Below are 12,273 nucleotides of genomic sequence, written 5' to 3'. Positions count from 1 at the left end.
GGTTAGCCCTTTTTGGCCTCCACTCGCCCGTAATCATCCTGATACCGGACGATGTCGTCTTCTCCGAGATAATTCCCGCTCTGCACCTCGATGATCTGGAGCGGCTCATCGCCCGGATTCTCCAGCCGATGCTTCACCCCCATCGGGACAAAGGTGCTCTGGTTGGCCTGAATGGTATAAACACTCTCCCCGCAGGTGACCCGCGCCGTTCCCGCGACCACAACCCAATGCTCGCTCCGCTTATGATGCATTTGAAGGGAAAGACGCGCCCGAGGATTGACCAGAATCCGCTTGATTTTGTAATCGCGTCCCTCTTCCAGAACGGTGTAGCTCCCCCAGGCGCGGATGACCGTTCTGTGAACGCGGTGTTCATCGCCGTTGCGGCCTTTCAGCGCCTCAACGACCTTCTTGACCTCCTGCGCCTTATCCTTCGAGCAGATGAGGGTTGCATCCTCCGTATCGGCCACGACAATGTCTTTCAGGCCGACCACCGCAATAACCCGCTTTTGTCCGTAGATGATGCTGTTGGAGCTGTCGATGTTGACGACATTTCCCGTGAGGATGTTCCCATTGCCGTCTCGTTGGATCACTTCATCGAGCGCGCTCCAGGAGCCGACATCTTCCCACCCCATGTCGGTGGAGATCACGGCGAGGCGATCCGACTTCTCCAAAACGGCATAGTCGATCGAGATGGAGGGAAGCGTCGGATAAACGCGTGCAAGCACTTCCGCTTCCTCCGCCGTTCCGATCTTCTCTTCAATTTCCTTCAAACCCTCCGACAGCTCAGGAACAAACTGCTTGATCTCCGCCAAAATCGTTGAGATCTTCCAGAGGAAGATCCCCGTATTCCAGAAGTGATCTTCTCTTTTTAAATACTGTTCGGCGGTTTCACGGTTCGGTTTTTCAACGAAGCGCTGTACGGTCGATGCACCGGGATGATTCGGAAAAGGTTTTCCCTTTTGGATATAGCCATAGCCGGTCTCGGGGCGGGTCGGCTTGGCGCCCAAGGTCACGAGATAGCCTTCGTTGGCAAGACCTTCTCCCAAACGAAGCGCCTCAACGAAAATGTGCGGCTCCCTGATAAAGTGATCCGCGGAGAGGACCACCATGACGCCATCTTCAAAGCGTTTGCGTAAATAAGTTGCCGCCAGACCGATCGCCGCCGCCGTGTTCCTCCCCATCGGCTCATAGATAAAGTGAGGCCCCTCTTGGGAAGGGTTCAGCTGAAATTTGATCTGCTCCGCCTGGGAAGGGTTGGTGGCAATATATGTCTGATTGGAAGGGATCAGGTCGGTAATCCGGGCCAGGGTGGCCTGAATAAGACTATGATTGCCGAAGATCTTTAAGAGCTGCTTTGGGTATTCTTCCCGGCTGAGCGGCCAAAAGCGCGTTCCACTACCCCCTGCCAGTATCACTCCGTACATGTTGCCCTCAATCTCAAGAAACGAATATAAATCGAATGTGACCTAACCCAGCCTTGCAATCTTAAAAATAATAAAAGATATATCTGTAAAAAGAGAGGATCTCGTTGGTATTGAATCTAATTTATGCCCTGGAGAAATAGATGGGGCTTTAGAGAAATCTAAGTCATATACGTATATCAAAATGAGATGAACAATGCAAGGATATCTTACAGTTCGGGATAAATTTTGACGGGCGTGGCCGGTCGCTTGAAACAACGATTTCAGACGTTGCAACAGGAGGGTAACAGTCGATTCTTTTCAGAACTACGTAGGGATAAATGGCCCAAGAGGGTATCCATGCGTCCGAAGACAAATTCTAAGTCGCTAGATTTTGCTGCAAAGCAACAACATATTATCAGAGAAAAGACGGGAAACGGGAAAAACCCGATGGATCCGAAGCCCGGCCCGCTCGATCTCTTGAAAGACCTCCTCCTTCGTCAGTCGCTTCTTTCCGCCGCTCCCGACACCGATCTTGGTTCCGATGTTCCGCCAAAATGCCTTATAGGGGTTTCGATAGGTGTGGTCGATGATCAACCATTGCCGACTGACTCTCGCCATCTCTTTCAAGGCATTCTGTTTCACATCGGGGGGGAGGTGGGGCAGAAAGCGGATCGAGAGGAAACAATCGACACTTTTATCCCTGAACGGAAGGATCTCCGCATCGGATCGGATGTGGCCGAGGACCCTGTCATTCCCCTTCACCTTCTCCTGCGACTTCGCCATCATCTGCGCCGAAATATCGGAGCCGATCCAACGGAACCCCAATCCGGAGAGAAAGGAGCCGAACCGGCCGGTCCCACAGGGGAGATCGATAATGGTGCTCCCGGGCTCGAGAAAGGCAAGCGCTTTCATGAGCGTTTGGTGCGTCTGTTTATTTTTGAACTGCGCCCAGAGCGTCTGATACCGGGCGCCGTCATAATGACCGGCATAGGCCGCATCCTGGTAACGCATTTTTGCCGGATATCTTTTATCTACCTCTCTCTGCATATTTCTCCTTTCCGATTCCTTCTCTCCCCTCTCTTCCTTCTTTCGACGGCGCACCGATAAATTGCACTCATCAATGACCTTTTGTCGATGTGGAGACCGGGTGAAGCATTTAAATAATGGTTGATAAAATAAATCGCATCCCGCATCGATAGGATCTCCAAAACCGATCCAAAGATGCTCCCAAGATCGTCGACCCGGGCGCTCGCCGCCAAGGAGCTTTTTCTCAAACGGACCGACTCTAGATCGACAAAAAACAAGCTTTCATTTTCCCCTTCAGGGACAATGAGAACGTTGCTCGCCTTCAGGTCTCCATATGAAACCCCTCGCTCATGAATCGACGCCAAGAGGGAGGCCAGTCGGATGATCAGCCCCCTCCGCTTCGTTGAACCCTGAATATCCGAGGGATTCTTGCTTGGATCCCGCGAGAGGTATCTTTTCTGAAGGGGCTCTGCGGAACCGATGAACCTCACCAATAGATACGATTGAAGCAGAAAACCGTATCTTCTCTTTTCCAAAAAAGCAATCGGGAAGGGGGTTGGAAACCCTTGTTCGAGAAAATAGTGGGCCGCCTCCCATGATTTCCTGGCGCGGGACCGGACGAACCAATTCCGTATCCACTTTTTAAATCTGATTTTCCGTGTGAAATCATCTACCTTAACAAAAAGAGACTCCTTCGTCCCGCCGCGTTCAATCTCGGCAATCAGATAGAGCCGATCTTCCCGCTCTTTTAAGATGGGAAAGCGCCGCTCAACCACCGCTTCGGGTAAATCATTTAAGAAGGCAATAAAATCACTCTGAAAGTAATTTGTGTCGACCGCTCCCCGTAGCAGGCCGTTTTCGAAGGAGATGGGAGTTCCCCTCAGTAAACTCACTTCTCTTTTTTCTTCTCCCTTTAGACTTTATAAGTCATCAGCAGCAAAAGAAGGAGGATCCCCAACCAGGTCCGATGCTCGCGGTGCTTCAGCACCAGTTTCCAATCGAAATCGATTTCGGACTTTCTCCAACCGGTCCAACGGGGGAAAAAACGGGGAACGGCTGCAACATATTCCGCAAAGCGTTCTCCAAATTTTGCCGAGAGTCTTGCCTCTTCCCGCTGAATCGTCGACCGGTAGATCAGTGTAAAAAAGACGAAGAAAAAGAAAATAAGGCTCAAATCGCGCCCCATTAAGACAAAACCGAATCCCATGATTCCATTTCCAAGATAGAGCGGGTTTCGGGTCAAGGCGTACGGCCCCGTCGTCGCCAATTCTTCATTCTTTCGGATGTAACCCGACGACCAAATCCGAATCGCCTCCCCGAGGAGGACGAAAGGAACCCCCGCTGCAATGGAAAGGAACGTCGGTTTCGACAGAAACCAAAAGGCCCCTCCAATGAGTAGACTGACGACAATCCGATTCCGGCCGAGGATCGTTCCGACTTCACCGATTCTGTTTTTCACGTACTCCCATCTTGTAAAGTTTTGCGTATTTTGAAAACGTATAAACGCTGTAAAGACGCCCCAAGAGCAGGCCGTCTATCCCATCCCGAAAACCCTGCCGGAGGAAAACCATCTTTATGAAAGTGGCCCAAGGACGAAGAAAGAGATCAATGCCGTTGGCCCGCTTTCCCTGCTCGAACATCTCTTCCGCGGCCAATGTCGAATAGCGGTCCATCCGATCGAAATAATCCTCCATCGAGCGATAGGTATAATGCTCCAGAGGGGATTCAAGGGTGCCGACCGGTCCAGTGAGACGGATAGACTCATGCACCTTTCTTTCACCGAAACGTCCGCTTTCCCTTTTGAAAAGCCGGAGCACATGGTCGGGAGACCACCCCCCATGCCGAATCCAACGTCCCAAAAAGAAATTCTTTCTTGGAATCAAATAACCGGCATAGGGAGCGGACGCGCCAAGCGCGTGTTTGATTTCCTCCTGAAGCGCCTTAGGAACCCGCTCGTCGGCATCGACGCTCAAGATCCACCGATGGCTCGCTTGATCGATCGCCCAGTTCTTTTGAGCCGCATATCCGGACCACGCATGATGGAAGACCTTTTCGGTGTATTTCCGCGCAATTTCAACCGTTCGATCGGTGCTCCCGGAGTCGACCACCACGATCTCATCGGCCCAGGCAAGGCTCTGGAGGCAGGCATCGATCTCTCCCTCTTCATCTCGCGTGATTACTGTAACAGATACTTTTTCCCGATCCATCGCCCCGCTTCGATCATTCCGTCCTCTCTCCGCTTCTCATGAAAAAACGAAGCCCTTCGCCGACAGGAGTTCCTTATAAAGGGTTTCATACTCCTGAACAATCCGTTGAACCGAAAGCTGACCGACCACCCTCCGGCGGGCCGCCTTCCCCAGAGATTGGCTGAGCGTTCCATCTCGCAAGAGCTGAACCATTCCCTCTTTCAACGCCTTCGGATCGTCCGATCTGACAAGAAGCGCCTCGACCCGATCGGTGATGATTTCCCGGACCCCTTCATAATCGGTCGAGACAATCGGCAGTCCGGCCGCCATCGCCTCGATGACAGCGGCCGGTTGCCCTTCCCACAGAGAGGAGAAAACAAAAAGATCAAATGCCCTGAGACAATCCGGAACATCCCGGCGGGTTCCCAGAAAGAGAACCGCCTTTTCCAATCCCCACTTCCGAACCGTCTGCTCCAGGCTCTCTCGGAGAGGACCCTCTCCGACCAGGACCAATCGAAGATCGGGCCATCCCCCCTCATCCAAAAGAAGTTGGAAAGCATTCAAGAGGTTTTGGTGTCCCTTTGCAATCGATAAACGCCCCACCGTTCCGATGACCACCGTTTGCTCCGGGAGGGAGAGCTTCCTCCGGGCCTCCTCCTTTGAAATCTGATTTTCAAAGAGAAGCGGATCAACCCCATTTGGAATCACCTTGACCTTGGCCGGCGGGATACGATCGAAGCGAAGGAGGTCTTCCTTCACCCGTTCGGAAATCGCGATAACCCGATCGGACCAGCGAGCCAAGAAGCGATTGATCCAGAAGCGATGATGAAGCTTTCTCCGATAGACATTGTGAACCGAAGCGATTACCACAGGAACCTTCGCCCACCGGGCGGCGATCCGGCCGTAGAGGCTCGCATGGTACTCATGCATCCGGACGATGTCGATCCTTCGCTCCTTCATCAACCGGTAAAGCTTCCAAACAAGGATCGGATCAAACCGGTGGCCGCGCATCCGATCGAGCTCGATTACTTCGATGTCGTATTGCTCGATCTCTCTTCCGACGACATTCTTATCGCGAAGGCAGCAGACGATCGGCCGGAACTCCTCCTTGGAGTAGCGGATGACCAGCTCTTTGAGGCGCTGTTCGATTCCCCCCACCGGAAGGGTCACAATAAGATGTAATATGTTGAGCGGTCTTTTAAGAGGCTTCCGATCAGACATGAGATGTTCCCCTGATGATTTGAAACATCTGTTCGAGCCGCTTCTGGTAAGTATGTTCTCGCCGCACACGGGCTTGACCGGCGCGCGCAATCGCCTCTCTCTCCGACGCCCTGGGAAGGTAGTAACGGATTTTGTCGATCATCTCCTCCTCCCCCCGGAAGGTGACGATCTCCTTATCGGGAATCAAGACCGTCTCGATCCCCTCGACCGCTTCACAGAGATAAAATGCGCCGCAACCGACCGCGGTATACATTCTGGCACTCATCGAAAGGCGAACATCAAGATCCCGATCAAAGGCGAGTAAGATCTTAGAGGAGCGGGCCACTTTCGCGAACTCCGGTCCGTAGACAAAACGCCCCCCATAGGCACGGCCCAACTGGGAAAGGAAAATCGGGAGATTCACCCACTTGCGTCCCAGTTTTGGGCCCCACCACTTCAGGTGGAATCCTTCCCGAAGGACCCGCTTCAATCTGTATCGCCGGGGGAGATAATTGTTCGACGAATCGATATTCCCCACAAAAGCAACATCGGCCCCGTAAAATCGACGGTCCGACTCGTTTATTTCGCCGACCTCGAAAAAAGAGGGCTCAAACCCTTGAGAGAGCCAGGCGACCTGCCGAGCCCCCTTCTCTTTCCATTTTGGAATCAGCCCCTCTGCCATCGTAAAACAGAAATCGACCGAACGAATCAGGGGGAACAGCCAATCGGGCATATCGATATCGGGATGCCAAAGAATCGTATAGATCCCTCTTTTCTTAAGCGCCTCGATCCATTCGACGTTGAAGCCGGTTCCTTTCAAGATCAACGCCGATTTCGGCTTTTCCTCGTCGATCTTCCTAAGAAATGCCGCTTCCGAAGCCCCTTCCTGACGGGGATCGAAAGATGATGCCGCAAAACCGATCTTCCCCGCCGCATGAAGAAGGTAATGGGCGGTATTCCATGGTTTTCTAAAACTCCCGATGATGATGACACGTTCCATGTTCTTATTCTCAATACCGAGGCGCTACTTCATCTCCGGTAGGTCGTGCAAGGCAACCTGAGAAGGGGAGGTCTTGGAGGTAAGACCCCCGGTTCGATAAAGAATGGCCATGGCGATAGCGATCATGGCCCATAATGGAAGGGCCCAATTTCCGACATTGTTTCTATCCAGCATGGCATGAACAAAATACTCACCCACCATCCCGCTCATCAGGATGATCAAAATTTCCCGATCCCACCCTGCCGCCATCGAATAAATGGCCCGTATGATTAGGACCAATGTTCCAATAAAGATCCAGAGAAACAAGAGCGTTCCGACAAGACCTGTTTGGATCAAGAGCGAGAGGAAGAGATTGTGCTCGTGCTGCACCGTCGGTTCGTCTTCCGGCGGATGCTCCCGGCCCTCCTCATAAACCTTCGTGAAGATATTTAGGCCATATCCATATCCCAAAAGGGGGCGTTCCTTGATCTGTTTAATCGCTACATCCCAGATCGGTGTCCGACCGCTCATTGTATTTATCTGTGTCTCAAGTCGAGCAAAGCGCTCCGCCACTGGGTCCGGCCCAAAAGTAAAGAGAGAAAAGAGAAACAAAACCAAGGCGGAAAAGGTCAACTTCCGGTTCTGATGCATCCCCCAAATGAGGAATGCCACCACCGCTCCCGCCCAGGTGGCCCTGGAGAGGGTCATAAAAATGCCGAAGAGCCCCAAAATAATGAGAAGGAACGTCACCCCTTTCCAAATCTGTTTCTTTGCCATGGAAAAGGTTAAGAGGAGGAAGGGAAAAGATCCTCCGAGAATCTTCCCCATGATATTGTGATGCTCATTGGCAAAGGCCGTAATTCCCCCTGCGACGTTGTATTCGCCCAGTTGATAATTATAGAATCCAATCCCGATTGTGATCAGAAAAGAAGCGGCAAAGGCAACAGCCAACCGTCTTGTTTTCTGGATCGTCTGAAAATTATTCAAGATCACCAAATAGAGGACGGCCGCTTTGATGAATGATCCTCGAATCCCCGAGACCGTCTCCATTCGATCAATCGAATAAAGAACGGAGGCGACGACCACAACCGCATAAAGAAAAAGCGGCCGATCGATCGGGGTGCGGACCAACGAAAAATCACGCCGAACCAGCATCTTGAGAAGCCACAACATCAGCGGAATATAAAGGGCCATCCACTTCAGAATGGAAATCGTGCTCGTCGGAACGATAAAAGACTTGATCGGAAACAAAAGAATAAAGAGAAGGATCCCCCCTTCGATGAAAAGATCGAGCCAGTAGATCCATCCCTCTTCCGCTACCGCCGACGATCTGGCAAGGCGATCCATTTGGATCCGCTCCGGCGCGCTCTTGAAGGAATCCTCCCCGTTCAGGTACATCTACTATTCCCCTCTCTTAATCGGAAACGCCGGGCTCGATCCAAGTTCTCTCGAGCTGGAGATAAAAAACCGGATCAGACATGAAGCATTTTTCCATATTTATTGTAGATACGAAACAGCATCTTGTGTTTGTTCAGATCAAGGAGGTTTCCCAAATCGGCCTCCTTGCTTCCAACCCAGATCCCCCCTGATCGCCGATAATCGGTCAGCAGGATTTGGTGTTTGAATAGGCTGAAGGGAGCATGATAGTGCCTTCGATTCGCGTCGTGTAGAATGACCACCCCGTTTTCCTCGAGAAGCTGTTCCGCCTTCTTCAGGCAATGGGCCCTTGCCCTTCCATCGACCAAGATGAAATCAAATTTCCCAAGCGTCGCAGGGAATTCGACGTAATCTTTCAGATCGTCGTAGGCGCCGTCCTTTTCAGGATCGGTCCAAGGAAAGCGATTCGGGGCGACATGATGGATTTCAATGTTCTTATTTTGATTGAGCCGACCGATATGGCTCGACCAATCCTTCTCATGCTCTATCGACACCCACTTCGTCTCCTCCGTGAGGAATTTCGAAAAATAAAGGGTGCTGAAGCCGGTGCCCCACTCCAGACATTTTTTCGGCCGCAGACTCCGAAGGACCTCTTCGATAATATCGATTTCCCGATACCGTCCCCAAGGCTTGATGATCGACTTCCGGAAAATCTTTCGGAGAAATTTATATCGGTACTCTTTAGAAATTTGTTTCAAAAAGCAGCCGACCACCCGGGCGGAGAGCGCCTCTTTTTCATTCACTTGATTCAAAACCATCCCCTTTCCTTATCCGGCACGAACATCGAGCTCTCGATAGAGCGCCTCCCATTGCCCTAAGATTCGATCGGGATGGAAGGCCTCCGCCGCGCGGCGGGCCGCCCTCCGGAGGGTTTCCGGATCGGGGTGTTCGATGAGCCGCCTGATCTTGGAAGAAATCTCCTCGGGATCGGTCGGATCATCGAGCAGATCCCCGTTGACCCCGCATTCAATCGCCTCCGCACCGCCGCAACGCCGATGGGTGATCACCGGCAAACCGCTCGCCAGCGCCTCTAAATGAACCTGGCCGAACGGCTCATAGAGGGTCGGAAAAACAAACAGGTCGGCCGCGGCATAAAAGGGATCGACCGGGGCGACCGGCCCGAAGAAACAAACCTGATCCTGAAGGTGAAGGTGATCGACCCGGCGTTGATATTTCCCAATGTCTCCTTTACCCACGATCCATAATTTCACCGGAAGATCCCTGAGCCGGGCGACGGCCTCGATCAGAGGGCCGACCCCTTTGCGCTCAAAACCCGATCCGACAAAGAGAATGACTTTTTCCTGCTCCTTGATCTCTTTTTCAACCCGCAGCGATCGCCCGGTTGTCTCGCGTCGTTTGGGATGAAACCGCTCCAGATCGACCGAATTGTAAATCACCGTGACCCTCTCCGGGGGAACCCCATAGTGCCGGAGAATCTCCTCCCGTACCCCCTTCGAGATCGCCACAATCTTCTTCGAATGCTTCATCAGCCGCCCCTCGATCCAGAGCATCAACCAATGAAAGGGGTTGAATGCGATGGAGAGCCTCTTGAAAAAGGAGGCCCCCTTTTTTCGGCGCAGAAGCCATTCACGATGGCATCCATCCCCGGCGCGATAGAGATCGTGGGAAAGGGTCCGTTCGTGACTCTGCACCAAGTCGAATCGATTCCGCCGGCAGACCCGGGAAACACCGAGGGTAAAGGTCAATGTGCTGAAAAACGAACCGAAACGCAACATCGGAACCGGGTGAAAAAAAATCTTCGGATCTCTCTCTCCGATCCACTCCGCCGCGATGAGATGCACCTCGAAACCGCGCGCCACCAAATGGTTGATGAAGTCTCCCGTGAAGCGCTCCGCCCCGCCATGCGAGACATACCTTTTTCGAATGATCGCGATTCTCACGCTTCACCTCATCGCAAAAACGCGACATTCCTTCCGGGAAGCTTTCTCTGCCTCTGAAGCGAGGCCCTTTGCAACGAGGCGACGAGCGTCCTTCGGATCGGAAACAAACCCGGATTCTCTCCAAGATAGGCCTTGAAAAAATAGGCCCGATCCCTCGAAGAAATCGATCCAAGACGGAGATCGTTCAGATCCCTCAGATCATGCAGGCGCCGCGAGTTTGGGAGCGACTGAAACCGTCGCGCTCCCTCATTGTCCAAGAGATAGAAACCCCACTTCGCATTTGACGATGGTCCCCAAAGTAAGAGATTGCCTAAATGAAGATCGCCGTGGTAAATCCCCTTGGCATGTAATGACCCAATCAGACGCCCCAGCCGCGTAAAAAAATCTCTCCTGGAAACACCGAGGCTCTCCAATGATACATCAAACGGCTCCTTCAAAAACATCTTCAGCGAAACCGCCTCGACCCCCTCTGTGACGAAGAACGATTTCTGAATGAAGCCGAAGGAGCGTTTCTCTCCCACGATCACCACAGGGGGGGTTTGAAATCCCTCCTCCAGAAGCATCTCGGCGTTCTCCCAGGCAAACTTGGCCTTCGCCTTGAGAAACGGGGATTTCAACAGATGCCGCCAGCGGTTGTAAAGAAAGAATTTGATAAAGAGATCCCTCTCCCCGCCATGGAGCCTGAAGACCGCCGTCCCTGGGGCGGTCGGAACCCTTTCTGCCACGGGATCGCGCTCGAGACGTTGGAGATCAAGTCGCTCGAGCAATTCGATTCTGTCGTAATCCTCGCGGACCCACAACCGGGTTCCATCGCTCTTTTTTTCGACATATGTGAGGCCGGATCGCATTTTTAGTGAAGCAGGTGGAGCGCCCTTTGATGCGATCTCCCTCGCTCCTCCAGAGCTGCTTCGATCTCCGAAATCACTTCCGCCGGGAGCAACTCCTCCAAACAGAGGCTCCGCTTTAAGCCGGGACATCCGGCCAGGCCGCATGGGAGACACGGTTTTGCCTTTGCAATCACCCGATGCCCCTCTCCCCACGGTCCCCACAATTCATAATAGGTCGGCCCGAAGAGGGCCACCACGGGGGTTCCGACCGCCGCCGCAAGATGCATCACGGAGGAATCGATCCCGAAGAAAAGGGTCGCAACCCGGCTGATCGCCGCCGCCTCTCTTAAGGTCGTCCGCCCCGATAAATCGATCGGGGGACGGCGCATCAGAGAGACGATCTTTTCCGCCCGTTCCCGCTCCTCCCGGCCCGGTCCCCCGGTGAGAACAATGTCCATTCCCCGCTCTGAAAAATAATCGAGCACCTCGCCCACCGCTTCGTCCCGCCAGCATTTATATGCCGCGTGGGAGGTCGGGTGGACATGAAGCAGCGGACGGGAAGGATCTCTTCCCGCTTTCTCGAGCCGATCTTGGACCGATCGAACCTCCTCCTCCCGCAGGACCATCTCCAGCGCGCTCAACTTCGGCTGGAATCCGATCCGCCGGACGGCGTCGAGGTCCCTCTCCACCATATGAGTGTGTGGGTTGTTCAACAGGTAAGTATGGGTATAGAAGACCGATTTTCCCCAAAACTGCTTTGATCGATTTCTCAGCGGCAACGGACCGACACGATATCGCGCGCGGCTCAAAAACGACAAAACCCCGCCGCGCATTCCGGTCCCCAAATGAACCGCCAGATTGTACCCCCCCTCCTGCACCTCTCTGATGTATTGTCGCTCGCGGCGGAGTCGAGCCCCCCCTCGTTGATCCTTCCATTCCTTAAGGTAAGGGTGGAAGCGATCGATATTCGGGTTTGCCTCCAAAACCGGCAGGGTTTCTGAAAACCCCGCCACGCCGATCTGCGCGTCCGGAAAGGCATCCCTCAGCGCCCGGATCGCCGGCGTCGCCAAGATCATATCCCCAATCTGCTTGAACTTAATGACCAGAATCCTCCGGACCGTGCCCCTGAGCCGGAAGAATTCCTCCTGCAAGGAGGAATCAAAAAGTCCTTGGACAGATGATTGCTTGCTCATTCGTAAAGGGATCCCCACTGGGACCTGGATAAACAGAGGCACAATATAACAGGCCCCCGATGAGAGATCAAGAAATATCCGGCGTTAATCTAAGATGAAACACCTAAGACAGGCGCTTCGG

The 12,273-nt window shown here is 53.1% G+C and carries 12 protein-coding genes; all 12 read right to left on the bottom strand.

Going from position 1 to position 12,273, the window contains the following annotated elements:
* Window positions 1-2 precede the first annotated feature (2 nt).
* A complete protein-coding gene (locus MCM46_17480; protein ID MCG3113603.1) occupies window positions 3-1,424 on the bottom strand; it encodes a mannose-1-phosphate guanylyltransferase/mannose-6-phosphate isomerase in 1,422 nt (473 codons plus the stop codon).
* Window positions 1,425-1,787: 363 nt separating this feature from the next.
* Window positions 1,788-2,450 (bottom strand): class I SAM-dependent methyltransferase, encoded by a 663-nt coding sequence (locus MCM46_17475; protein ID MCG3113602.1) that lies wholly within the window; start codon window positions 2,448-2,450, stop codon window positions 1,788-1,790.
* A complete protein-coding gene (locus MCM46_17470) occupies window positions 2,435-3,322 on the bottom strand; it encodes a lipopolysaccharide kinase InaA family protein (protein MCG3113601.1) in 888 nt (295 codons plus the stop codon). The genes MCM46_17475 and MCM46_17470 overlap by 16 nt, the downstream gene beginning before the upstream one ends.
* 20 nt (window positions 3,323-3,342) lie before the next feature.
* Complete coding sequence (locus tag MCM46_17465; GenBank protein MCG3113600.1) at window positions 3,343-3,888, bottom strand: isoprenylcysteine carboxylmethyltransferase family protein; 546 nt, start codon at window positions 3,886-3,888, stop codon at window positions 3,343-3,345.
* Window positions 3,869-4,636 (bottom strand): glycosyltransferase family 2 protein, encoded by a 768-nt coding sequence (locus MCM46_17460; GenBank protein ID MCG3113599.1) that lies wholly within the window; start codon window positions 4,634-4,636, stop codon window positions 3,869-3,871. The genes MCM46_17465 and MCM46_17460 overlap by 20 nt, the downstream gene beginning before the upstream one ends.
* A gap of 36 nt (window positions 4,637-4,672) precedes the next feature.
* Window positions 4,673-5,836 (bottom strand): glycosyltransferase, encoded by a 1,164-nt coding sequence (locus MCM46_17455; protein MCG3113598.1) that lies wholly within the window; start codon window positions 5,834-5,836, stop codon window positions 4,673-4,675.
* Window positions 5,829-6,815, bottom strand: a complete 987-nt coding sequence (locus MCM46_17450; protein ID MCG3113597.1) for a glycosyltransferase — start codon at window positions 6,813-6,815, stop codon at window positions 5,829-5,831. Before MCM46_17450 ends, MCM46_17455 begins: the two co-directional genes overlap by 8 nt.
* Window positions 6,816-6,839: 24 nt before the next feature.
* Complete coding sequence (locus tag MCM46_17445; GenBank protein MCG3113596.1) at window positions 6,840-8,192, bottom strand: O-antigen ligase family protein; 1,353 nt, start codon at window positions 8,190-8,192, stop codon at window positions 6,840-6,842.
* 74 nt (window positions 8,193-8,266) lie between these two features.
* Window positions 8,267-8,989 carry a class I SAM-dependent methyltransferase gene (locus MCM46_17440; protein ID MCG3113595.1) on the bottom strand — a complete coding sequence of 241 codons (723 nt, stop codon included), beginning with the start codon at window positions 8,987-8,989 and terminating at the stop codon, window positions 8,267-8,269.
* Window positions 8,990-8,998: 9 nt separating this feature from the next.
* Window positions 8,999-10,132, bottom strand: coding sequence for a glycosyltransferase family 4 protein (locus MCM46_17435; GenBank protein ID MCG3113594.1), 1,134 nt, complete (start codon window positions 10,130-10,132; stop codon window positions 8,999-9,001).
* Between the two features lie 8 nt (window positions 10,133-10,140).
* Window positions 10,141-10,857, bottom strand: a complete 717-nt coding sequence (locus MCM46_17430; protein MCG3113593.1) for a lipopolysaccharide kinase InaA family protein — start codon at window positions 10,855-10,857, stop codon at window positions 10,141-10,143.
* A 125-nt stretch (window positions 10,858-10,982) separates the two neighbouring features.
* Window positions 10,983-12,152: a putative lipopolysaccharide heptosyltransferase III gene (gene rfaQ / locus MCM46_17425; protein MCG3113592.1), complete on the bottom strand. Its 1,170-nt coding sequence runs from the start codon at window positions 12,150-12,152 to the stop codon at window positions 10,983-10,985.
* Between the last annotated feature and the right edge of the window lie 121 nt (window positions 12,153-12,273).

This window comes from Candidatus Manganitrophus morganii (assembly GCA_021651055.1).
Classification (GTDB): Bacteria; Nitrospirota; Nitrospiria; order SBBL01; family Manganitrophaceae; genus Manganitrophus; species Manganitrophus morganii.
Note: the sequence above shows the minus strand (reverse complement) of the source record. Positions and strands in the feature narration are given on the sequence as shown.

Excerpts from the sequence above, each read along its gene's own strand:
- MCM46_17480 (MCG3113603.1), bottom strand. The coding sequence starts at position 1,424 with ATGTACGGAGTGATACTGGCAGGGGGTAGTGGAACGCGCTTTTGGCCG.
- MCM46_17475 (MCG3113602.1), bottom strand. The coding sequence starts at position 2,450 with ATGCAGAGAGAGGTAGATAAAAGATATCCGGCAAAAATGCGTTACCAG.
- MCM46_17460 (MCG3113599.1), bottom strand. The coding sequence starts at position 4,636 with ATGGATCGGGAAAAAGTATCTGTTACAGTAATCACGCGAGATGAAGAG.
- MCM46_17455 (MCG3113598.1), bottom strand. The coding sequence starts at position 5,836 with ATGTCTGATCGGAAGCCTCTTAAAAGACCGCTCAACATATTACATCTT.
- MCM46_17450 (MCG3113597.1), bottom strand. The coding sequence starts at position 6,815 with ATGGAACGTGTCATCATCATCGGGAGTTTTAGAAAACCATGGAATACC.
- MCM46_17445 (MCG3113596.1), bottom strand. The coding sequence starts at position 8,192 with ATGTACCTGAACGGGGAGGATTCCTTCAAGAGCGCGCCGGAGCGGATC.
- MCM46_17440 (MCG3113595.1), bottom strand. The coding sequence starts at position 8,989 with ATGGTTTTGAATCAAGTGAATGAAAAAGAGGCGCTCTCCGCCCGGGTG.
- rfaQ (MCG3113592.1), bottom strand. The coding sequence starts at position 12,152 with ATGAGCAAGCAATCATCTGTCCAAGGACTTTTTGATTCCTCCTTGCAG.